Annotated in this window: 17 protein-coding genes and 1 tRNA gene; 6 read left to right on the forward strand and 12 right to left on the reverse strand. The window is 53.2% G+C overall.

Going from position 1 to position 22,466, the window contains the following annotated elements:
* Window positions 1–13: 13 nt before the first annotated feature.
* Together argF and SERS4_RS0117045 are read right to left on the reverse strand one after the other, a co-directional pair.
* Window positions 14–952 carry an ornithine carbamoyltransferase gene (gene argF / locus SERS4_RS0117040; RefSeq protein ID WP_017893408.1) on the reverse strand — a complete coding sequence of 313 codons (939 nt, stop codon included), beginning with the start codon at window positions 950–952 and terminating at the stop codon, window positions 14–16.
* A 209-nt stretch (window positions 953–1,161) separates the two neighbouring features.
* Window positions 1,162–2,055 carry a LysR family transcriptional regulator gene (locus SERS4_RS0117045; RefSeq protein WP_017893409.1) on the reverse strand — a complete coding sequence of 298 codons (894 nt, stop codon included), beginning with the start codon at window positions 2,053–2,055 and terminating at the stop codon, window positions 1,162–1,164.
* A 614-nt stretch (window positions 2,056–2,669) separates the two neighbouring features.
* On the opposite strand from SERS4_RS0117045, the gene katG reads away from it, so the two are divergent.
* Complete coding sequence (katG, locus tag SERS4_RS0117050) at window positions 2,670–4,868, forward strand: catalase/peroxidase HPI (protein WP_017893410.1); 2,199 nt, start codon at window positions 2,670–2,672, stop codon at window positions 4,866–4,868.
* A gap of 57 nt (window positions 4,869–4,925) precedes the next feature.
* Here katG and SERS4_RS0117055 read toward each other — a convergent pair whose 3' ends face one another.
* The 4 genes from SERS4_RS0117055 to SERS4_RS0117070 form a co-directional block, all read right to left on the reverse strand.
* Window positions 4,926–6,347, reverse strand: a complete 1,422-nt coding sequence (locus tag SERS4_RS0117055) for an MFS transporter (RefSeq protein ID WP_017893411.1) — start codon at window positions 6,345–6,347, stop codon at window positions 4,926–4,928.
* A gap of 191 nt (window positions 6,348–6,538) precedes the next feature.
* The gene (locus SERS4_RS0117060; protein WP_017893412.1) at window positions 6,539–7,729 is read right to left on the reverse strand and encodes a sugar transporter; all 1,191 of its coding nucleotides are present in this window, start codon (window positions 7,727–7,729) and stop codon (window positions 6,539–6,541) included.
* Window positions 7,730–7,889: 160 nt separating this feature from the next.
* Complete coding sequence (locus SERS4_RS0117065; protein WP_017893413.1) at window positions 7,890–8,831, reverse strand: sugar phosphate isomerase/epimerase; 942 nt, start codon at window positions 8,829–8,831, stop codon at window positions 7,890–7,892.
* Window positions 8,832–8,852: 21 nt separating this feature from the next.
* Window positions 8,853–10,031, reverse strand: coding sequence for a Gfo/Idh/MocA family protein (locus SERS4_RS0117070; protein ID WP_026142450.1), 1,179 nt, complete (start codon window positions 10,029–10,031; stop codon window positions 8,853–8,855).
* 321 nt (window positions 10,032–10,352) lie between these two features.
* On the opposite strand from SERS4_RS0117070, the gene SERS4_RS0117075 reads away from it, so the two are divergent.
* Window positions 10,353–11,384 (forward strand): LacI family DNA-binding transcriptional regulator, encoded by a 1,032-nt coding sequence (locus tag SERS4_RS0117075; RefSeq protein ID WP_026142451.1) that lies wholly within the window; start codon window positions 10,353–10,355, stop codon window positions 11,382–11,384.
* A gap of 47 nt (window positions 11,385–11,431) precedes the next feature.
* Window positions 11,432–12,118 (forward strand): aspartyl/asparaginyl beta-hydroxylase domain-containing protein, encoded by a 687-nt coding sequence (locus tag SERS4_RS0117080; RefSeq protein WP_017893416.1) that lies wholly within the window; start codon window positions 11,432–11,434, stop codon window positions 12,116–12,118.
* Here the strand turns inward: SERS4_RS0117080 and SERS4_RS0117085 are convergent.
* The 6 genes from SERS4_RS0117085 to SERS4_RS27060 form a co-directional block, all read right to left on the reverse strand.
* Window positions 12,115–12,831, reverse strand: a complete 717-nt coding sequence (locus SERS4_RS0117085) for an ABC transporter ATP-binding protein (protein ID WP_017893417.1) — start codon at window positions 12,829–12,831, stop codon at window positions 12,115–12,117. The genes SERS4_RS0117080 and SERS4_RS0117085 overlap by 4 nt on opposite strands.
* Window positions 12,828–13,703, reverse strand: coding sequence for an ABC transporter ATP-binding protein (locus SERS4_RS0117090; protein ID WP_012145916.1), 876 nt, complete (start codon window positions 13,701–13,703; stop codon window positions 12,828–12,830). Before SERS4_RS0117090 ends, SERS4_RS0117085 begins: the two co-directional genes overlap by 4 nt.
* Window positions 13,700–14,986, reverse strand: a complete 1,287-nt coding sequence (gene livM / locus SERS4_RS0117095; protein WP_012145917.1) for a high-affinity branched-chain amino acid ABC transporter permease LivM — start codon at window positions 14,984–14,986, stop codon at window positions 13,700–13,702. The genes SERS4_RS0117090 and livM overlap by 4 nt, the downstream gene beginning before the upstream one ends.
* Before the next feature lie 10 nt (window positions 14,987–14,996).
* Window positions 14,997–15,911: a branched-chain amino acid ABC transporter permease gene (locus tag SERS4_RS0117100; protein WP_017893418.1), complete on the reverse strand. Its 915-nt coding sequence runs from the start codon at window positions 15,909–15,911 to the stop codon at window positions 14,997–14,999.
* 150 nt (window positions 15,912–16,061) lie between these two features.
* Window positions 16,062–17,180 (reverse strand): branched-chain amino acid ABC transporter substrate-binding protein, encoded by a 1,119-nt coding sequence (locus tag SERS4_RS0117110; protein ID WP_012145919.1) that lies wholly within the window; start codon window positions 17,178–17,180, stop codon window positions 16,062–16,064.
* Between the two features lie 170 nt (window positions 17,181–17,350).
* A complete protein-coding gene (locus SERS4_RS27060) occupies window positions 17,351–17,569 on the reverse strand; it encodes a hypothetical protein (protein ID WP_156816658.1) in 219 nt (72 codons plus the stop codon).
* A 90-nt stretch (window positions 17,570–17,659) separates the two neighbouring features.
* Here SERS4_RS27060 and SERS4_RS0117115 point away from each other — a divergent pair.
* The 3 genes from SERS4_RS0117115 to SERS4_RS0117120 all read left to right on the forward strand — a co-directional run bounded on the left by SERS4_RS0117115 (window position 17,660) and on the right by SERS4_RS0117120 (window position 22,465).
* Window positions 17,660–17,735, forward strand: a tRNA-Asn gene (locus SERS4_RS0117115).
* A gap of 200 nt (window positions 17,736–17,935) precedes the next feature.
* Window positions 17,936–18,070, forward strand: coding sequence for a hypothetical protein (locus SERS4_RS27410; protein ID WP_256378006.1), 135 nt, complete (start codon window positions 17,936–17,938; stop codon window positions 18,068–18,070).
* A 324-nt stretch (window positions 18,071–18,394) separates the two neighbouring features.
* A complete protein-coding gene (locus SERS4_RS0117120) occupies window positions 18,395–22,465 on the forward strand; it encodes an NACHT domain-containing NTPase (RefSeq protein ID WP_017893420.1) in 4,071 nt (1,356 codons plus the stop codon).
* Window position 22,466 lies beyond the last annotated feature (1 nt).

Here is a 22,466-nt window from a genome sequence, read left to right on the forward strand (position 1 = left end):
TTGAGCCGGAATGCTAGACCGCCGTAGCCACCATAACGGCCTTCACGGTGTGCATGCGGTTTTCACCCTGATCCCACACCACGGACTGTGGCCCTTCAATGACTTCATCTGTCATATCTTCGCCACGGTAACCCGGCAGGCAATGCATGAAGACCGCCGTTTTACGCGCTTTCGCCATTGCCTGAGCGTTGATCTGGTACGGCATAAAGTCTTGAATGCGCTTTTCTTTCTGGGCTTCGTTTTCACCCATGCTGTGCCAGGTGTTGCCATATACCACATCAGCTCCACGTAGTGCCTCGTCGAAATCCCGGGTCACGATGACTTTGGAACCGCTTTTCGCCGCGTGTTGCTGCGCACAGGCCAGAATTTCCGGTACGGGTTCGTACCCTTCAGGGGCAGCAACGTAAATATCCATTCCCATCATGCCGCAGCCAATCATCAGGGAATGACAGACGTTATAGACATCGCCGGCATAACAGACTTTTACCCCTTTCCATTCACCAAATTTTTCTTTAATGGTCAGAAGGTCGGCCAGCCCCTGGCAAGGATGTTCCAGCGCCGTTAACGCGTTAATCACCGGATTTTTCATGTATTGCGCAAACTCCTGAACAATTTCCTGTCCATAAGTTCGGATATACAAACCATCAAAATAGCGATCAATAATGCGGGCGGTATCCTTAATTGGCTCGCCGCGGCTGAGTTGCATTTCATCCGGGCGCAGATAGATAGACTGAGCCCCCAGCGCCGTTGCGGCGGCATGGAAGGAATTACGGGTACGCGTAGATTTTTTTTCGAAAATCATGCCATAGGTACGCCCACGCAAATATTCATGTGGCTCACGCATGGTCCATTTGCGTTTTAAATCGGCTGCCAGCTCGACCAAATAACGGATCTCTTCTGCTGTATAATCCTGCATGGCAAGATAGTGTCTGGCGCGAAATTTATCTCTCATTTCATATCCCTCGATGTTTGGTAAAACGCCCATTTACGGATAGCAGTATTCCAGCCACTGTACCCATCTGAATATTTATTGATGTGCCACTGAGCGTAAGACTGAAATACATAGCTAACAATAGATATAAAACAAAGCTGACTTTATCATTTATGGATGTTTAACCGGAAAGCGTTGTGATATATAAGCATGCATTATTTTCAGTAGGGTTATTCATGTTCCAGAAGAATGTCAGACACCAGGGCTTCGAGTGCTTCATTATGCGGGCGATTTCGGTGAAGAATAAGGCAGTGAGTCACCTCATAGCTTAATTCTTCAGATTTCAGCAAGTACATTTCCTGTTTATCAACCCACTGCTGAGCATAATGTTGCGGCAGATAACCAATGTGTGTCCCTGCCAAAATCAGTAAGGCGACAGCCTCCATCTGGTGGGCCGTGGCAGTGATTAGTGGTGGCATTACAGGCACCAAATCCGACGGCATCAGATAGCCACGCTTCACCCAACTGAAGCGCAGTAAGTCCTCGGAGGTTACCTTTGATGATAAATACAGCGGATGGTGCTTTCCGCAATAGATTGATATTTTTTCACTGAAGAGATCGATATACTCAAGGTTCTCTAATCTGTGTCCAATATAAGATATCGCCGCATGCAGTTCGCCGCTGATAATTTCCTGTTCAAGTTCCGTTGGTGATTTAATAAAAACCTGCAGACTTACCTCATGATTACGCTGATAAAAACGTCTTATTGCCTCAACTATTTTTGCTTCGGGCAACGTCAACGTGCTGTCCAACAGCCCGATCATTAACTCGCCGCGTAATCGCCCTGAAAGGTTATGAACCTGTAAAACAAAAGCATCTAATTTGGCGAACAGTTGTTGTGTATAACACAGCACCTGTTCCCCTTCCGCTGTCAGACTGAATCCTTTTTTACCCCGTTCACAGAGGCGAAAGCCCAGACGCGTCTCCAGAGTCGACATACATGTACTGATGGCGGACTGGCTCATATTCAGCTGTGCCTGAGCGGCCGAGAATCCATTACACTGCACTATGGTCAAAAATATCTGTAACAATCGGATATCAACGTTATGAATATTACCAAGCATGACCCCTCCTTATATAATGAGTATAATTAACTCAATATTCAAACTCCTCTTTATTGGGTTCCAGAATTGGCTGAAAGCAAAATCCCTGGTTTCGATGTTTATTATCAATGCATAGATTTATTTAGTGATGGTGGTGGGCACTGACTAATAAATTATTTTCATCCTGTTTAATCGGCAAGTCAAAAAATACATATATTCAAAGCTGATAGTTTAGACCCGTGAAGCAATTATAGGAGGAATAGCCTATAGATAGAGGCCGAATGATTCCATTTGGCTGGCAGATGATAATGCTATGTTTGACTATTCGATAATCCCGTCCAGCCTTACCATCGGAAAAACCCTATCAATCAATGCCAATTCAATAGTCACAGACTATTACAACATTCAACCATTCCTATTTTATCTATCTGCATCCACTGACTAAGCTTAGAACTGAGTGTCAGTGCGAGCCCCATCAGCGGTTGGCGAAGCCTCATTTCTTATTATTTAAAATCAGTTGATTAGACAAACCATTAGCGCAACACCCGACGCGAGCATTAGCCCGCGATATCCGGCTCCCCAGGTACTGACAGACAGGACCTGGCGAGCGAACTTACAGAAGCAGAGAGCGCATCATGACAACTGAAAGCAAATGCCCATTTTCGGGTGGCGGTAAACCGAACACGCCACGCCGTGGCCCTTCGAATCAGGACTGGTGGCCCAACCAACTCAGCCTGAAGCCACTGCACCAGCACTCCTCCCTCTCCGACCCGATGGACCCTGACTTCGATTACGCCAAAGCCTTTAACAGTCTGGATCTGGCCGCCGTTAAACAAGATCTCCACGCCCTGATGACCGACTCACAAGAGTGGTGGCCGGCAGACTTCGGCCACTATGGCGGCCTGTTCATTCGTATGGCCTGGCACAGCGCCGGCACTTATCGTATCGGCGATGGCCGTGGCGGCGCAGGTGAAGGCCAGCAACGTTTTGCACCGCTCAACAGCTGGCCAGACAACGTCAGCCTCGATAAGGCCCGACGTCTGCTGTGGCCAATCAAACAGAAATACGGCCGCAAAATCTCCTGGGCCGACCTGATTATCCTGACCGGTAACGTCGCACTCGAATCCATGGGCTTTAAAACCTTCGGCTATGCGGGCGGCCGCGCCGATACCTGGGAGCCGGATGACGTCTATTGGGGGTCGGAAAAAATCTGGCTGGAGCTGAGCGGCGGCCAGAACAGCCGCTACTCGGGCGATCGCGATTTGGAAGATCCGCTGGCAGCGGTGCAAATGGGCCTGATTTACGTTAACCCGGAAGGGCCGGACGGTAACCCGGATCCGGTCGCTGCCGCCCGTGATATTCGCGAGACCTTTGCCCGAATGGCGATGAATGATGAAGAAACCGTGGCGCTGATCGCCGGTGGCCACACCTTCGGTAAAACTCATGGCGCAGGCCCGGCCTCGCATGTGGGTGACGATCCGGAAACCGCAGGTATTGAACGACAGGGCCTCGGCTGGCAGAGCAGTTTTGGCACCGGTAAAGGTAAGGACGCCATCACCAGCGGCCTGGAAGTCACCTGGACCACCACGCCGACCCAGTGGAACCACGACTTCTTCAGACACCTGTTCGAATACGAGTGGGAACTGACGCAAAGCCCGGCAGGTGCCCACCAGTGGGTAGCCAAAGACGTTGGCGAGACCATTCCCGATGCGTTCGATCCGGCGAAGAAACAGCGCCCAACCATGTTAACCACTGACCTGTCGCTGCGTTTCGATCCGGCATACGAAAAGATCTCGCGTCGCTTCTATGAACATCCTGACCAGCTCGCAGATGCTTTTTCCCGCGCCTGGTACAAGCTGACCCACCGCGATATGGGGCCACGCGCCCGCTATCTCGGCCCTGAAGTACCGGCCGAAGAGCTGATTTGGCAGGATCCGATCCCGGCCGTCGACCATCAGTTGATCAACGATCAGGATATCGCCGATCTCAAAACCAGCATCCTGACTTCCGGTCTGCCGATCTCGGTACTGGTGTCCACCGCCTGGGCTTCAGCCTCCACTTTCCGCGGGTCCGACAAGCGCGGCGGTGCCAACGGTGCGCGCATTCGTCTGGCACCGCAGAAGGACTGGGCAATCAACCAACCGGCGCAACTGGCGCAAACGCTGGCCAAGCTGGAAGAGATCCAGCAGGCGTTCAATAATGCCCAGTCGGGCAACAAACGCGTCTCGCTGGCAGATTTAATCGTGCTGGCCGGTGCCGCAGCGGTCGAACAGGCGGCAGCCAACGCCGGTCATCCGGTAAGCGTGCCCTTCACTCCGGGCCGTATGGATGCCACGCAGGAACAGACCGACGTCGACTCCTTCGAAGCGATGGAGCCGGTTGCCGATGGTTTCCGTAACTACCTGGAGCGCCAGTTCAACATTCCGGCCGAAGCCTTGCTGGTCGACAAAGCACAATTGCTGACGCTGACGGCACCGGAAATGACGGTACTGGTGGGCGGGCTGCGGGTGTTAAATGCCAACGTCGGCCAGAGCCAGCACGGCGTGCTGACCCAACGGCCGCAGGCACTGAGCAACGACTTCTTCGTCAATCTGCTTGATATGGGCACCACCTGGAAAGCGGCAGGCGAAGATGGCGTGTTTGAAGGCCAAGACAGCCAAACCGGCGCACTCAAGTGGACGGCGACCCGCGCCGACCTGATCTTCGGTTCACATTCCCAACTGCGCGCGCTGGCGGAAGTCTATGGCAGCTCGGACGCTCAGGCGAGTTTTGTATACGACTTTGTCGCCGCCTGGAATAAGGTGATGAACCTCGATCGTTTTGATCTGGCCTAAGTTATAACAGCATGAAGATCCCGGCGTTGTCTCAATGCGCAACGCCGGGTGGCTCGGTTAGATGTTTTCCAGATCGATACCGCGAGTTTTTGGACCAAACACCCCGATCACCACCATCACAATCAGCATGCTGGCAACGATAAACGCAATCACCCCTACCGAACCGCCGTATTGCAGGATCATGCCAATAATCAGGCTGCTGAATACCGTCGACAATCGGCTGAACGAATAACAGAATCCGACCGCACGGGCACGAATATAAGTCGGGAACACTTCTGACTGGTAGGAGTGGTAACTGTAGGTCAGCCAGGCATTGGACCAGGTAATGAAGAACCCGCACAGAATCAGCCACAGAGGGTTATTCTGCATGGCAAACAGTGAGCCGAAAATCACCGTCACCAGGCAGGAAAGAACAATCTGCCATTTGTTTTCCATCTTGTCGGCATAGCGACTGCACAGCAATGATCCCAGCGGATAAGCCAGGGTAATAAAGAAGGCGTACAGCAGACTGTGGGTGATTGAAGCGCCCTTTCCGGCCAGTAAGGCTGGCAGCCAGTTGCCAAAACCGAAGAAACCAATCGCCTGGAAGAAATTCATCACCACCAGCATCAGGGTGCGGCCCCGGTAACGAGGCGACCAGATATCTTTAAAGCTTCCCTGCGCGGGCGTTTCACTTGCTGATTCGGCATCACGCAACGGGAATTCCGTCACCTGGGTAACACCGCAACGACGCTCCATCGCCAGCATTACCTGCCTGACCTCCGGGTAACGTCGCTGCTGCGCCAGCCAACGCGGGGATTCCGGCAAGCCTTTACGCACCAGCCAAATCACCAGCGAAGCCACGGCACCGGCGATCACCACATAACGCCAGCCGCTCAGACCCAAAATGGTCTGTGGTACCAGCCACCACGACATCAACGCGACCGTTGGCACCGACAGAAATTGAATGAAAAACGAAAAGGCAAAGGCCCGGGTACGCAGATGCGCAGGCACCCACTCGGTCAGATAGGTATCTATGGTGACCAGTTCAATCCCCAATCCGACTCCCACCAAAAAACGCAGGAAGATCACCCACTCTGCCTGATGCTGAAAGGCCAGGCACAGCGAAAACACGCCATACCAGGCCAGCGCAAACATAAAGGTGGTGCGGCGGCCAAAACGGTCGGCGTAGGGGCTGAGCAGGCTGGCACCGATAAACAGGCCAAGGAAGGTGGCGGAGGCAAAAGCCGCCTGGTCGGAGACGCCGAACACGCCTTGCGCGCCGGTATGGAATATCCCCTCGGCAATTAAACCAGTGCTGATATAACCGGTCTGGAACAGGTCATAAAGCTCAAAAAAACCGCCCAACGCCAGCAAAGCGATAAACTTCCACAGGCCGGCCGAGGTCGGCAACGCATCAATTCTTGCTGACAAATCCTGTTCATGGATCGGTGACTGGGCCACCGCATCGCTTCCCGCAACCAAAACATCACTCACCATTAACCTCGCCATAACATAATTATTATTTTTCTATGCTATAGGCTCGGCGTCGGAGTTAAATATTTAATTAGCAGGCTATGAAAGGTAATTAAGCATAAAAAACTGCAGCAATCTGTTTTGCTGAGAGAAAATTTAAGCCGTGGGGAGATGCCTGATAGTGAGCCGGTGGCCCACTATCAGAGCGCAGGAAGTTAGCGGATTTGGTGGTGTTGCAGGCGTTCACTACGGTAAAAATTCAGCAGGCACCAGCCAAGGGCGATCAACGCCAGCGGGGCAGCGACAAAGCCGATGTTGCCCATACCCAGATACTGGCTGACCTGGTTACCCAGCAGTGCGCCGGCACCGATGCCGAAGTTGTACAGCCCGGAATAGATCGACATCGCCACGTCGGTAGCGTCCGGGGCCAGGTTCAATACTTTGGCCTGCATCGACAAACCAATTGCCATGATTGCCATGCCCCATACCGCAAACAGCACCGTCAGGTGGTTTTCATCACCGGAGGCCGGTAACAGCAGCAGCAGGCTCAGCATCAATAAGGCGATGGCGCCGATGAAAAAGCCCGACGGGAAACGCTCGCTGAAACGGCTAAACAGCAGACTGCCGATGATACCGGCGGCACCGAACAGCAACAGCATCAGGGTGGTGAAGTTTTCCGACAGCCCGGCCACGGTCTGAATAAAGGGTTCGATATAGCTGTAGGCGGTAAAATTGGCCGTCACCACAATGATGGTCAGCATATACAGGCTGACCAACGCCGGGCGCTTAAACAGCATTGGCACGCTGGCCAGCGAGCCGGAATGCTCGCTTTTCAGCACCGGCAGCAAACGCCACAGTAGCACCAGCGCCAGCGTGGCACAGACGGCGATACCAATAAAGGTCATGCGCCAGCCGAGGATTTGACCCACGATACGGCCCAGCGGCAGGCCGAGCACCATCGCCAACGCGGTTCCCCCCGCCAACAGGCTCAATGCCTGCGCCTTTTTGCCCGCGGGGGCGACCCGGATCGCCAGCGAGGCGGTGATCGACCAAAATACCGCATGGGCCAGCGCCACACCGGCACGGGAAATCACCAGCGTGGTGAAGTTCCATGCCACGGCGGTCAGCACATGGCTGGCGATAAACAGGATAAATACCCCGATCAGCAGTTTGCGCCGCTCAATCCGGCTGGTCAGCAGCATACACACCAGCGAACTGGCGGCGACGATCCAGGCATAAATAGTGATGATCAACCCCACCTGCTCGGTCTGCATCGAGAAGCTTTGGGCGATATCACTCAGCAACCCGACCGGAATGAACTCGGTGGTGTTGAAGATAAAGGCCGAAACGGCAAGAATGACCACGCGCAACCAGGCAGTTGAGCGAGAGACCTGAATTTGTTCCATGTTAAACGGGATCCGGACGGGTGCGGGAAGTAGCGATATTTTAACCAATCGGAAGGGTAAATGCGACATGCGTCACATTTTTATTAGCCTGTTTTTTTCGCCAGCCTTTTGCCATCCACGGCCTGCACAATGGCAGACCCTGGACAGCAACAGATGCCATTTACTGACTGATACAGTGCTTTAACGCCTCGACCGAGGTATTGATGCCGGCATCGACCGACATGGTCAGATCCTCCATCTCCAGCGACACCCAGTCGTTATAGCCCATCATGCGTACCACCGAGAAAAACTCTTTCCACCACTGCAGATCCTGCCCGCAGCCGACCGCCACATAATTCCAGGCACGCTCAGCCACCTGCTCCACCGGCCGGGTTTCCAGCAGCCCGTTGACTGCCACCATGCCCCTTTCCAGCCTTACGTCCTTGCCGTGCACGTGGTGGATGGCGTCCCCCAAACGGCGGGCTACGGCAATCGGATCGGCCCCCATCCAAATCAGGTGGCTGGGATCAAGATTCAGCCCGACCATCGGCCCCACCGCGTCACGCAGCCTGAACAAGGTGTCGGGGTTCCACACCAGCATCGAGCTAAAGTTCTCCAGCGCGAATTTCTCGATGCCAAACGCCTGTGCCTTTTCCACCAGCCGTTGCCAGTAGGGGATTGCCACTTCGTTCCACTGATAATCCAGGCAGTTTTTCAGCGTTGGCGGCCAACTGACGGTATAGGTGATCCAGTTGGGGATGCTGTCGCCAGGCGCCGCAGGGGGTAATCCGCTCATCATGACGATTTTCTTCACCCCCAGGCCGGCGGCCAGCGCCAGCGTGTTGTCGGTATCGTGGCGATGCTTTTCCCCCAGTACACCCGGCTCCAGCGGATTACCGGAAACGTTCAGCGCGGCAATTTTCATGCCACGGCTTTCCAGTGCCGCCAGTAACCGTCGGCGCTTACCGGCGTCCTGCAATAACGCCACGGTATCCAGATGCGGTGCCGAAGACCAGCCGCCGGTGGTCATTTCCACACCAAACACCCCCAATTCGCCCAATCGATCCAACATGGCTTCAAACGGCAGGTGGCCCAGACTATCGGTACAGAAAGAAAGCTTCATGTTATGTCTCCGCAAAAAGGTTTATTCAAAGGCTACCCAGCGAGCACCCTGATCGGCTGAGCGCACGCAGTTTTCAATCCAGCGCACACCGTCGATCCCGGCGTCGATGTCCGGATACACCAGTTGATCCAACGCCTGCCGATCTCCCCGGTTGCAGGCATCAATCGCCAGGGCAAATTTCAGGTAGATGTTGGCCCAGGACTCGGTCAGCCCCTCGGTATGCAGCGCCCCCAGCCGCTCCCAGGCGTTGCAGGTTTCGTCCAGATAGGGCATGCCGCGATATAGCGTCTGATTGGGTTGCCCCTGCACCTGGTAACTCAACTCGCTGGGGTTGATGTCGGTCCATTCCAGGCTGGCCTTCGAGCCGACGATGCGAATACGCTGGCTGCTCATGGCACCGGCATTGACCGATGAGGCCCACATGCGCCCCACGGCACCGTTGGCATAGCGCATCATCACCAGCGCGTTGTCTTCCAGCGGCGCACGCGAAGGAATAAAGCTCTGTCGATCGCAAAGCAGTTCGCTGATTTGCATCTGCGGCATCACCAGTTGGGACAGGTAATAGGTGTGGGTAGAAATATCGCCCAGTACAAAACTCGGGCCTGAGATTTGGGGATCAATGCGCCATTTCTGCGCATCGCTGAGACGGTCAACCTCGTCGGTGGCATTAAAACCGTGGGTATATTGCAGATCTACCATACGCACTTCACCGATCTGCCCATTGGCAATCATGGCACGCATCTGCAGCAGCAACGGATGGCCGGAGAAACCATAGGTCACGCCGACAATGCGGTTTTTTTCCGCCGCCAGTGCCTTGATTTCGTAGGCTTCCCGGCTGGTGAAAAACAGCGGTTTTTCACAAATCACGTGCAGCCCGGCCAGCAGTGCCGCACGGGTAATTTGGTAATGGGTGCCATTCGGCGTGGCCACCGACACCACTTCTATGCCGTCTTCTCGCCTGGCCTCTTGAGCAAACAGCGTGCGGTAATCGTCATAGCAGCGATCGGCATCCACCCCCAGATTGACGCCGAATTCGCGGCCGCGCTCCGGCACAATATCAAATGCCCCAGCCACCAGCGCAAAGGCGGTATTATCCCGCAATGCACCGCAACGGTGTTTATAACCCACCTGCCCCAACCGCCCGCCGCCGACCATCGCCCAACGCAAAGGCCGTGGCGTTTTTCTTTCACCATTCAACATAGTTGCTCCCGAAGCTCACAGTTTCTGATATTTCCGCCGCATTGCACCCGGGTGCAAATTTAAAATGCACCCGGGTGCAAAATTGGGTGGCAACTTGACCGCAAAACAAATGCCACTTGCGATGGACTATTGGAGAGGGTTAAAAATAAGTCAAATGCGCCATGATAAAACTGCCGCTCAGGATCACAATTTACCGATCAAAGGATCAATATGGCGCTCTGTCCTGCACCAGGGATCCCGCCGCTGACGGCAGCAACTCCCGCATCCGGCAAGGCTGTGCTAATCTGTTGAACCCATACCGTTTTTTCATCACGAGCAAAGATGATGGCGAAAAAACCCGGCGCGATCCCCGCGCCCACTGCACGCAAGGCGACGGCCAGTGATGTGGCGGCCCGCGCCGGCGTGTCCAAATGGACGGTATCGCGCGCCTTTACCGACGGTGCGTCAATCTCGCCCCATGCGAGGTTGCGCGTTCAGACCGCGGCCAGAGAATTGGGCTATCGCCCTAATCTGCTGGCGCGCAGCCTGTCGAAAAAAAGCACCCGCATCATCGGGCTGGTGGCGGACGAGCTAAAAAACCCGCATATTTTCACGCTGCTGGACGAAGTCACCCGGCAGTTGCAAAGCCGCGGCTATATGGCCTTGCTGCTGAATATCACCTCGGAACACGACTATGAATCGGTGCTGACGCTGGCCGATCAAATGCAGGTGGATGGCCTGCTGTTTCTCGGTACCCTGCTCAACGATCGGCTGATCACGCTGGCACAGGATATTCACCATATTCCACTGGTGGTGCTGTATCGCTATAGCGAAAGCCCCTATATCCAGGTGTTGGCCACTAACGGCTATCAGGCCGGGCGTGAAATTGGCGAACTGTTGCTGACGCAAAATTATCAGCGCATGGGCTATCTGGCTGGGCCGGTGAGCGAATCCACCCAGTTACGCCGCCTTGACGGTTTCCGCGCCGCGCTGGTGGAAAAGCAACGCGACGTCAGCGTGGTGCTGCAGGCCCCGCATTATCAACGTCAGTGCGGCATGGAAGCCTTCGCGGCCTACCTGGCGACCACCCCGGCGGAACAACGGGTTGAGGCGATTTTTTGTGAGAACGATATTCTGGCAGTGGGGGTTATCGACGCCATCCGCGCCACGCCTGACTGTGCGCCGATTGCCGTGGTGGGGTTTGATGACATTGAACTGGCCGCCTCCCCCAGTTACCAATTGACCACTTATCGCCAGCCGATGCAGTCGTTGATTGCCGATGGCATTCATTGCCTGACGCAGGCTTTCGAACCGGGCGGCCAACGTTTATATAACGGTGAATTAATCGTCCGGCGGTCGCATATTAAACAATAATAATATCAACGGTCGGCGAGAGCTTGGGTCACGCTAATAGAGGTCATATGTCAGCTATCTATGATTGGTCGGTGTTGGCATTACGCCGTATTTACGATCGCCGCATCAGCGGTGCGCCGGTGCTCGACAGCGCCCAACTGTTCCCCGACGCACAGCGTTTTACCGCCCAGTGGCCGCAGATCCGTGATGAGGCACTGACCCTGGCGCAAGATCTGCACAATATTCCGCGATTTCACGAAATCATGAGCGAACAGGCGTCGATCTCCGCCAATGACGCGCGTGACTGGCGCATGTTTATCATGCAGGCCTACGGCCAGCCGATAACGCGCAACCTTGCACGCTGCCCCTTATTGGCCAGCCTGATCGCTTCCTCTCCGGATGTGCTTTCCGCCTCGCTGTCTTTCCTGGCCCCCGGTAAACAGGTGCCGGCGCACCGTGGCCCGTTCCGTGGCATTCTGCGCGGTTATCTAGTGCTGTCGATGCCCAAGGGTGCCGATGGTCTGCCCGCCGCCGTATTGAAAGTCGACGGGCAGGAATACCGGCTCAATGAGGGGGAATTTATGCTGTGGGACGATACCTTCGAACACGAGGTGTGGAACGACAGCGACCAGGTGCGCACCGTGTTGCTGCTGGATATCCGCCGCCGCGATTTACCCACCGGGCTGCGGATGTTGTCCAGCGGCATTATTGCACTGGTGCGGCTGAACGTGCGCTGGATCCAGCGCCAGTTCTAGGCCCCGCCCAGATAGGCTTTCCTCACCTCCTGATCGTTTAACAACTCCGAACCACTGCCGGTCAGGCGGATCTGGCCGTTAACCATCACATAGCCGCGATCGGACAGTTTGAGCGCGTGGTTGGCATTCTGCTCCACCAGAAACAACGTCATGCCGCCACGAGTCAGCTCCCGTAAAATGCTGAAGATCTGTTTGACGATGATCGGCGCCAGCCCCAGGCTCGGTTCGTCCAGCAACAGCAGTTTGGGCCTGCTCATCAGCGCCCGGGCAATCGCCAGCATCTGCTGTTCGCCGCCGGACATGGTCATCGCCCGCTGGTTGCGCCGTTCCTTCAGGCGCGGGAACAGTTCGAACATGCGCTGCAAATCCTCATCCACATAGCGATTGCCAATGGTAATAGTGCCCATCAGCAGGTTTTCCTCCACGCTCATGTCCGGGAAGATACGCCGCCCCTCGGGAGCCTGAGCGATGCCGCTGCTGGCAACGTAATGGGTGGAACGCTGGCTGATATCCTCGCCACGAAACAGGATCTGCCCGCCGCTGATGCGCGGCTGGCCGAAGATGGACATCAGCAGCGTCGACTTGCCCGCGCCGTTGGCACCAATCAGCGCCACCGTTTCCCCTTCATTCACCTGTAGCGAGACCTGCTGCAACGCCTGGATCGGGCCATAAAACACGTCTACATCGCGAAACTCCAACATCACATTGCTCATCCCGCCAGTTCCTCTTCGTCCGCGCCAAGGTAAGCGGCGATCACCGTATCGTTGTGCTGAATTTCTTTCGGCGTGCCTTCGGCGATCACATCACCGTGATCGAGCACAATCACCCGATCGGAGATCTCCATCACCATGCCCATATCGTGTTCGATCAACAGCACCGTGATGCCGTGGTGCTGACGCAGAAAACGGATAATGCGGCTCAGCGTCGCCGTCTCTACCGGGTTTAGCCCGGCGGCGGGTTCGTCGAGGCAGATCATTTCCGGCGTGGTGCACATTGCCCGGGCGATCTCCAGCCGCCGCTGTTGGCCGTAGGACATCTCCCCCGCCAGCCGGTTGGCACAGTCCACCAGCTCCACCACTTCCAGCCAGTAAAAGGCGCGATCCAGCGCCTGGTTTTCGGCCCGGCGGTAACCCGGCGTATTGAGCACGCCGGCGATCAGATTGCGGTTGCTCAGCATGTGCTGCGCCACCAGCAGGTTCTCCACCACCGACATTTCGCGGAACAAACGGATGTTCTGGAAGGTGCGCGCCAGCCCGGCGCGATTGACCAGATGGGTGCCGCCAAACATTTTGTAGTAAACGCGCGAGCCCAGGCGTTTCGGGTTAACCCAGTCACCGGCGTGGAATTTCTGCCCCAGCACCTGGATCACGTCGGTCGGCCGCTTGTGGGTATTAAGCAGGATCGCGCCGCCGGTGGCGCGATAAAAACCGGTCAGACAGTTGAATACCGTGGTTTTACCGGCACCGTTGGGGCCGATCAGCGCGGTGATGGAACCGCGCTCTACCGCCAGATTCACGTCATTCAGCGCCTTGATACCGCCAAAATGCATCATCAGATGCTCAACCTGCAAGATAGCGTCGCTCATGGCTCTACCCCCTTGCGCGGAGCAAAACTGGAACGACTGATGCGCACCAGCCCACGCGGCCGCCAGATCATCATCGCCACCATCAACACGCCAAACAGCAGCACCCGGTACTCGGCAAAACTACGTAACAGCTCAGGTGCCACCGTGAGTACAAACGCCGCCAGCACTACGCCGATGGTCGAGCCCATACCGCCCAGCACCACGATCGCCAGGATCAGCGCCGACTCAAAGAAGGTGAATGAGGTGGGGTTGACGAAGCCCTGATAAGTGGCAAAAAACACCCCGGCCAGCCCGGCGGTAGAGGCACCCATCATAAAGGCCGACAGCTTCACCAGAACGTGGTTCAGCCCGAGCGAGCGACAGGCGATTTCATCCTCGCGCAGTGCCTCCCAGGCGCGGCCGATCGGCATGCGCGTCAGCCGGTGCTTGATGTACAGCACCAGCAGCACCACCAGGAACAGCACCGCATAGATAAAGATAAATTTCAGGTTGGGGTTATAGGCGATACCGAGGAATTCGTGGATCGGCACCCCGCCGTCCTTCGCCCGTCGGCCAAATTCCAGGCCAAAAATCGTCGGCGCAGGCACCGAGACGCCGTTGGGGCCACCGGTCAGCGACATCCAGTTATTCAGCACCAGGCGGATAATTTCCCCGAACCCCAGCGTGACGATCGCCAGATAGTCACCGTGCATGCGCAGCACCGGGAACCCCAGCAGCGCACCGGCCAGCGCGGCCATCAGCGCCCCCAGCGGCAACATCGCCCAGAACCCCAGCCCGAGATACTGATAACCCAGCGCCAGGCCATAAGCGCCAATGGCGTAGAACGCCACATAACCGAGATCCAGCAGCCCGGCCAGCCCGACAACAATGTTCAACCCCAGCCCGAGCAGCACGTAAATCAGCCCCAGGATCGCCACCGTCAGCAGGTACTTGGTGGCGACAAACGGGAACAGCAGCGCGATCACCGCCATTAACGGGATGATCCATCGCAGACTGGTTTTGGCCCCTATCGGCCGGACATACACCCCGTCATTGCCGCCGTCAAAACGCGTCAACAATTTCCGCCCCGGCGCAGTTTGCAGGAACAGGCTCAGCAACAGCCGCCCGGCCATTACCGCGGCGATAATCCACGCCAGGCGGCGCGGTTCAAAGTTAAAACTGTATCCGTTGAGAACAATACCGACGATCGGCCCGAAGACGATCAAAGCGATCAGCCCGGCCAACACCGCATCCAGCAGGCTGCGTTTAACGTTCAGCCCTGGGTGAACCATAGATTGCGACATAGTTTTCCCCTCAAACCTTAGCGACCATTGGCCGACCGAGCAGGCCCTGAGGGCGGAAAATCAGGATCACCACCAGTAAACCGAAGGAGAATACGTCTTTGTAATCGGAGTTCACCATGCCGGCAAACTGCGCCTCCGCGACGCCCAGCAGCAGCCCGCCCAGCATCGCGCCGGGTAACGAACCAATGCCCCCCAGCACCGCGGCGGTAAAGGCCTTGATGCCGATAATAAAGCCGACGTAGAAATCAAAGGTGCCGTAGTTCATGGTGATTAACACCCCCGCCAGCCCGGCCATGGCGGCACCAATCACGAACACCAGGGAGATCACCCGGTCGGTATTGATGCCCAGAATGGACGCCATCTTGCGATCCTGCTGGGTGGCGCGGCAGATACGCCCCAGACGGGTGTGCTGAATGATGTAAGTGAGGATGGCCATGCCCAGCAGTGAGGCGACCAGGATAAACACCTTGGTGTAGGTGATTTGGATCACCCCACCGTCAAAGTTGAGGCGGAACACGCCGTCCAGCAGCGTCGGGATCCCTTGCTGGCGCGGCCCCTGGCTGATTTGCGCGTAGTTTTGCAAAATGAGCGACATGCCGATAGCGGAGATCAGCGGTGCCAGACGAGTGGAGTTGCGCAAGGGTTTGTAGGCGATCCGCTCGATCACCCAGCCATACACCCCGGTGACCACGATGGTAAACACCAGCGTGCCGAGGATCAGCAGCGGAAAGGATTGCAGGCCGAAGAACGACAGCAGCGCCAGCCCGATAGCGCACAGGTAGGCGGAGATCATGTACACCTCGCCGTGGGCGAAGTTAATCATGCCGATAATGCCGTAAACCATGGTGTAGCCGATGGCGATCAGGCCGTAAACCGCGCCGAGCGTCAGGCCGTTGATCAACTGTTGCAGAAAGAAAACATCCATAATGAGCAGTCTCGCCTGGTGGGACCGCAAGCTAGTGCAGACGCGGCCCAAGGGAAGTATCGGCGCGGATCCGCCGAACACGCGGATCCGCTTGTCAATCATGTCAATCCAGCACCCTGCGGGTGGGATAAACCTGAGCCTTCGGGCTGATTAGAGTTGGTGATATTTGCCTTTATCGTCCCATTGATAGACCACGTAATCCGATACCTTCAGGTCGCCTTTCTTGTCCCAGGCCTTTTTGCCCATCACGGTATCCACATCATGCGATTTCAGCCATTCGCTGGCCTTAGCGCTGTCTTTGCCGCCGGTAGCGCTGAAGGCTGCGGCGATCGCCTGAATCGAAGCGTAGGAGTAGAGGGTGTAGCCTTCCGGCTCAAAACCGCTGGCGCGGAACTTGGCGATCACCGCCTTGCCCTCAGGAATTTGGCGCGGATCGTTGCCGAAGGTCATCAGCACGCCGTTGGTGTACTGCGGCCCACCGGCGGCGGTCACCAGCTCTTCGGTCACGATGCAGTCACCGGAGAAGAACTTGGCGGTCACACCCTGCTCACGCATCTGGCGCACCAATGGCCCAGCCTCTGGATGGCAGCCACCGAAATAGACCACGTCAGGTTTGACCGAGGCGATCTTGGTCACCAGCGCGTTGAAGTCTTTTTCACCGCGTGACAGCCCTTCATACAGCACTTCCTTCACGCCACGCTTGTTCATCTCGGCCCTGGCGGCATCTGCCAACCCCTGACCGTAGGTGTCTTTGTCGTGGATCACCGCGATGCGTTTGGCTTTCAGGGTATTGAGCATGTAGTTGGTGGCGATCACCCCTTGCTGGTCATCACGGCCACACATGCGGAACATGTTGGTCATGCCGCGTTCGGTAATCTGCGGGTTGGTGGATCCGGGGGTGATGGCGATAATTCCGGCTTCGTCATACACCTCGGAGGCCGGCATGGTGGAGGAGGAGCAGAAGTGCCCGACCACCGCCGCGACCTTGTCCTGATCCACTAACCGGTTGGCGACCGAAACCGCCTGTTTGGGTTCGCAGGCGTCATCCCCCTGCACCAGTTTGATTTTTTCCCCTTTAATCCCACCGGCGGCGTTGATATCCGCTGCCGCCTGTGAGGCACCACGCCAGTACTGATCGCCATAGGTCGCATTCGGCCCGGAGAACGGCCCGGCGACGCCAATAACAATATCCGCCTGAGCATAAAAAGCAGAACCTAAACAACCGATAAGCAGAGCAGCGAGCGGACTTTTAATCAATTTCGATGACATTGTTGTATTCCTCAGCACTGTTTTAGCGAAACGCCCAGGGGCGTGGAGCAGTCACTTTATGTGTAGACGGGGAAAATAATTTGCGCGAGAGCGCAGTCGCATTACCCGAATTTAGCTAAGCAAAAATCCAGCCATTGTGACGGCCAATACATATTTTCTGTTCATTCATCCTACATATCAGAGGCAAAACGCGGAGGTTTGCTGCCGTCAGGAGGCGCTGCGGGGGGATCAAGTGGCAAATTCGCGGCAAAATTTTTCTGCCGTTCGCCAAGGCCCTCTCCCCTTGCGCACCAGAAGCGTGCAATGGCCGGTGCAACCAATAAGTCGGGGATTTTGTGGTGATAAACAGCGTGATTGAACAGGATGAGTGCCGAAAAACAACGCAACATGCTCATTCCATCAGCAAACGCGCTTTTCTTGCAGTTTAGTGCTTTGACAAAGCCGCACCACCCCGCTATTATTCGCCCCGTTCAAACGATTCCTCTGTAGTTCAGTCGGTAGAACGGCGGACTGTTAATCCGTATGTCACTGGTTCGAGTCCAGTCAGAGGAGCCAAATTAGAGAAGCCCGCTCAGGGAAACCTGAGCGGGCTTTTTGCTTTTGGTTTTTTGGTTTTTTTGTGGATGGCTGCTATGAGCGAAAAGCGGAAGCTCGCAGTTGATCTCGCAGCCAAATTGACCCTGACCCAAAATCCTGTTCCATTCAGAAACAGAATTCCGGCATGATAATGACTCCCCTGAACGGAGGATGTGCCTATGAAAAAGTCACGATTCACCGAAGAGCAGATTGTTTTTGCCCTGAAGCAGGCTGAAATGGTACGCAGAATATCAAGAATTTTTGACTTACCAATTCCGTTAGGTCCAGAAATAATATTGATTTGCGTAGGTTGAAGGATATTTCAATGTGGCAAGGGAGTCTGATGCAAATTGGTGAAGGCCACTTTCCTAAGATTTGCGAATGATAAATAGGGCACCGGCATCATATTTCCTTGTTCGGTAAGTAGTTACTGTATCAGGGCAGCATAATACAGCACTCGACGTCCTGGCAGCCAGTTCTGCTCACTATGAGTCTGTCATGTAACCCAAAACGTGACATCATAGCAACCATGGTGGGTTAGATGGTTTACTGTATCGGCTGAAAGTCTATGGTAAATTGGAGTAAAACCTGCCATGCAGATTTGGGAGAACAAAAATAGATACTCAGGAGCCTACAGAATGCTAAACAGGCAAGTCAGGCAAATCTATCCTCAACAGGATAAAGATACCCAAACGGTGGTATTTAGTGATTATTCTCACTTTCCGAACATTGTTCTGCTTGGTGATCCTGGCGCTGGAAAAACGCACCTCTTCAAACAGTTTGCGGCATTGCAAGAGGCAAAATATCTGACAGTACGTCACTTCTTAAGTGGCGTACCGATTGATAATCAAAAAACGTTATTCATCGATGCATTAGATGAGAAGAGGAGTGCCAGTAACAGTAGTGACGTTGTAGATGACATCGTCCGTAGGCTTTTTTCCCAAACGCCACAAAATGTCAGAATTTCTTGTCGCTCTCAGGATTGGTTAGGCGAATCAGACTTGTCAGCATTTTTACCCTATTTTGATCAGACGGGAGGCTATGTTGTTTTACATTTGCAGTCGCTCTCAAAAGAAGAGCAGACTGCGATTCTACAAGCTAATGGTGTAGAACACCCCGAAGCGTTTCTGGCTGAAGCAGAAAAACATGCCGCCAGCGAATTTCTTTACAACCCACAAAATCTGCTAATGCTGGCTGAAGCCGTTAAAGAAGGAAACTGGCCCCGTACAAGGTCTGAACTTTTCCACTCTGCGACACATTTCCTTTTAACTGAACATAGCCAAGAGCATACGCGGCTAACTTCAGGAATTTATACCTGCGACGAATTAGAGTATCCTGCTGGATCAATTTGCGCGTTGCGCATATTGAGTGATGTTTCCGGGGTTTCTCTGCTTCCGAACGATATCCGACCAGAATACCCCAGTTACAGAACCATCTCGTTCTTCTCACATGAAATAATTAGAGCGGCGTTATCGAGGCGAGTTTTTTCTGCCGGAGATGAGCTTGAGACTGTTGAGTACAGCCACAGGATAATTGCTGAGTATTTAGCGGCAAAATGGTTAGCCGGGATCGTTGACAAAGGGCTACCCATGGGACGTTTAAGAAGTATGCTGGGATTTGGGGGGTATCCGTCTTCAGAACTCAGAGGTTTACACGCATGGCTAGCGGTCTTTTTACCGCAATACGCCCAGGTATTCATTGAAGCCGATCCCTACGGCGTTCTCACCTATGGCGATGCAGCTTCATTACCGATAGCGGAAAAACAAAACCTACTGGTGGCGCTGTCAAAACTTTCAGAACGTGATCCCTGGTTTAGAAATCACGGTCTCAATTCATATCTGAATGGCTTCGCGACAGTAGAAATGGAAACTCTGTTGCGACAGATAGTCCGCGATCCTCATTCGTCATTTTCTCTGCGCATGATCGTTTTGGAATCCTTATCGGTAACAACACCGATAGTCGCACTGAGTGATGACTTAATTAATATTGCCAAGTCGGAGGATTCCTCCTATGCGGAAAAAGAGGAAGCAATAACGGCATTAATCCATTTTGGAGTGTCTGGCCAGAAATTTTCGGTACGTTTTTTTACGGAATTAAAAGACAAAAATCACGATAGCATCCGGTTGCGTAACCATATTATTCAGTTGCTCTATCAAGATTACTTTGTACCACAGGATATAGCACAACTGCTGGTTGATACATTAAATATAACCAGTGAGCGATTACCGATAGGCACATTATGGCGACTGAATGATATTGTACCGACAGCTGATCTTCTCGCTATCTTTGAGTATCTCGAACGGTACCATAGCGATCACAGTAAAGATTGGTATTCCTCACCTAAAAATCAATATGAAATTGTGTATTTTCTCGAAGCTGGCTTATTGCAAGTACTGAGCGAGGATAGTAACCATAGTGCGGATCAGATATGGTTGTGCCTAAAAACGTTCTATAGCTACTCCCATAATCACCACTATCGCAGTTATGATAATGTGCAGAAATCTATCGTTCATGAGATAAATAATCGTAGCTGGCAATATGAAGATATTATAGACGCCGCCATTCTCTCATTTACACGCTATGATACTCGATACTTGTTCTTACATGAATTTACTGAAAGCACCTTCCATCTTGTCCCTGATGAGCTTTTGCTGGCTCGTTTTATCCACTATTTATCCCATTCCCAGAGTGATTCAGAAAAAATCGAATCTATTTATCGACTGGCGTTTGCAACTCTTTATCGTTGTGACACGCCCCCCCAAGAGACGTTTGATTTTCTTTCTGCGTATTGCCATTCAAATGAGCAGTTACTTACTGTGTTTGACACTTCCATCATCTGCGAAATTGACGATTGGCGAGTAAAGCAGAACCTCAGCCGAATAGAAAATAAGAAAAAACGGGAAGAGGTTCGTTTTGAAGATAGACACAATTTCGAGTTATGTCGTCAAGAAATTGTGTCGGGCCAACATTTAGGGTGGCTCAAATATATTTCCTATATTTACTATTCGAAATACAGCGATGTTGATGATAAATTGACGCCAGCACAGCGCTGTGCAGACATATTAGGTGCCGAAAACGTCACTGATGCGATATCCGGTCTTTTAGCAATTTTAAATCGTTCAGATCTGCCCACAATTGACGAGGTGAATAGTGTTTTACTGAAGAGGGAGTATTACGAATGGTGGTATGCGGTACTAGCAGGAAGCGATGAGTTATTTAAAAAGCATCCTGACGTTTCACAATGGAATGAAGGTTTATTAACAACGCTATTGGCCTTGGATGTGGCCTTAACAATTTACGTCAAAGACAATAATATTGTAAGTGGGTATTCATTATCGTGGAAAATGGATGTGATACTTAACAAAACAGCATTATTCATCAAAACCTATTACTACATTATCAATTTCTGTATTCATAACCAGTTGCAAGATATCCGTGCTCTTAATTATCTGTTAAATGATACCTGCATTCCAAGCGACAGTGCCATTCCTTTAGTTATGAGACTAGCTAAAGAGAATCCTGATGATGCTCTCCATCTACAAAACTTGGTAGAGTGGTTGTTAGCGCATCCTGAGTGTCATGCCGAGTTGTTGCAGTTATCTGAGTTGATGATGGCGCAACCCTCAGAACTTAAAAAGCCAAGTTATCAAATTTGGCTGGTATGTACTTATTTATTCGCTCCAGACCAGTGCCAGACTCTGTTTTTATCTGAATCAAAATTCGCACCGGAAATGATAGCGCTGATTCGTCAACTATCAGGTAAGGTGAAAAGAGGTCGTGGGAATAGTGAGCAGCGTTTATCACTAACTCAGTTGGAAGCGATCATCACTGTCTCTGCTATTCACTTTCCTAATGCAGATCGCCTTGCAAGTAGCGATCCTAACTCAGAAAACAATTGGGAGTTCGCTGATTTTGTCAAAAGGTTGATTGATGATGTTTCTTCTATTTCCTCATACGATGCCAGTGAAGTATTTGAGCGTTTATTATTACTGCCAGAATGTACAAGTTACCAGGATTATCTCCTGCATGCCCAAAGCAATCAGAAGGTTCGATATCGGGAATCACAGTTTCAACACGCCGACTGGAAACAAGCACTGAATACGTTGACAAATCAGACCCCGACTAATGTGATGGATCTTTATGCGTTATTGTTAGATCATTTGCGGGATATCGCTAACCGAATTACTTATGAAAATACCGATATTTATAAACAGTTCTGGAATGAGAATGGCCATGGTAAAATTTTAAATCCTAAGCCTGAAGAAAGCTGCCGGAATTTTTTCCTGGAGCTGCTTAGAGTACGACTCCACCCGTTACAAATAACCTGCGAGCCAGAAGGCTACATGGTTTCGGGTAAAAGGGCTGATATCATAATTTCACTCCCAGGAATAAAGATACCCATTGAGATAAAACGTGATTATCACCGGGATGTCTGGAACGCGCTTAATGAGCAACTGAACCGACTGTATACCACCAATCCCGATGCCGCAGGCTACGGCATCTATCTGGTGTTCTGGTTTGGTGCTTCTCGACCAAATGCGATCCCCCGCCCGGCGAAAAACACGCCCCCCCCAGCAAATGCCAGGACAATGGCGGAAATTCTTAATGAGGCTGTGCCAGTCGGTAAACGAGACCGCCTGTCTGCAGTAGTGATTGATGTCTCAGGTGAGGCTAATTCTACTGTTGAAATGCAAAAAACATCTATGTAAG

It is taken from the genome of Serratia sp. S4 (genome assembly GCF_000347995.1).
Taxonomy (GTDB): Bacteria; Pseudomonadota; Gammaproteobacteria; order Enterobacterales; family Enterobacteriaceae; genus Serratia; species Serratia quinivorans.

Coding starts and splice junctions, on each gene's coding strand:
- SERS4_RS0117055 (WP_017893411.1), bottom strand. CDS start 6,347: ATGGTGAGTGATGTTTTGGTTGCGGGAAGCGATGCGGTGGCCCAGTCA.
- SERS4_RS0117100 (WP_017893418.1), bottom strand. CDS start 15,911: ATGGATGTTTTCTTTCTGCAACAGTTGATCAACGGCCTGACGCTCGGC.
- SERS4_RS27060 (WP_156816658.1), bottom strand. CDS start 17,569: ATGTTGCGTTGTTTTTCGGCACTCATCCTGTTCAATCACGCTGTTTAT.
- SERS4_RS0117075 (WP_026142451.1), top strand. CDS start 10,353: ATGATGGCGAAAAAACCCGGCGCGATCCCCGCGCCCACTGCACGCAAG.
- argF (WP_017893408.1), bottom strand. CDS start 952: ATGAGAGATAAATTTCGCGCCAGACACTATCTTGCCATGCAGGATTAT.
- SERS4_RS0117070 (WP_026142450.1), bottom strand. CDS start 10,031: ATGTTGAATGGTGAAAGAAAAACGCCACGGCCTTTGCGTTGGGCGATG.
- SERS4_RS0117045 (WP_017893409.1), bottom strand. CDS start 2,055: ATGCTTGGTAATATTCATAACGTTGATATCCGATTGTTACAGATATTT.
- livM (WP_012145917.1), bottom strand. CDS start 14,986: ATGTCGCAATCTATGGTTCACCCAGGGCTGAACGTTAAACGCAGCCTG.
- SERS4_RS0117120 (WP_017893420.1), top strand. CDS start 18,395: ATGCTAAACAGGCAAGTCAGGCAAATCTATCCTCAACAGGATAAAGAT.
- SERS4_RS0117065 (WP_017893413.1), bottom strand. CDS start 8,831: ATGAAGCTTTCTTTCTGTACCGATAGTCTGGGCCACCTGCCGTTTGAA.
- SERS4_RS27410 (WP_256378006.1), top strand. CDS start 17,936: ATGAAAAAGTCACGATTCACCGAAGAGCAGATTGTTTTTGCCCTGAAG.
- SERS4_RS0117080 (WP_017893416.1), top strand. CDS start 11,432: ATGTCAGCTATCTATGATTGGTCGGTGTTGGCATTACGCCGTATTTAC.
- SERS4_RS0117060 (WP_017893412.1), bottom strand. CDS start 7,729: ATGGAACAAATTCAGGTCTCTCGCTCAACTGCCTGGTTGCGCGTGGTC.
- SERS4_RS0117085 (WP_017893417.1), bottom strand. CDS start 12,831: ATGAGCAATGTGATGTTGGAGTTTCGCGATGTAGACGTGTTTTATGGC.
- SERS4_RS0117090 (WP_012145916.1), bottom strand. CDS start 13,703: ATGAGCGACGCTATCTTGCAGGTTGAGCATCTGATGATGCATTTTGGC.
- SERS4_RS0117110 (WP_012145919.1), bottom strand. CDS start 17,180: ATGTCATCGAAATTGATTAAAAGTCCGCTCGCTGCTCTGCTTATCGGT.
- katG (WP_017893410.1), top strand. CDS start 2,670: ATGACAACTGAAAGCAAATGCCCATTTTCGGGTGGCGGTAAACCGAAC.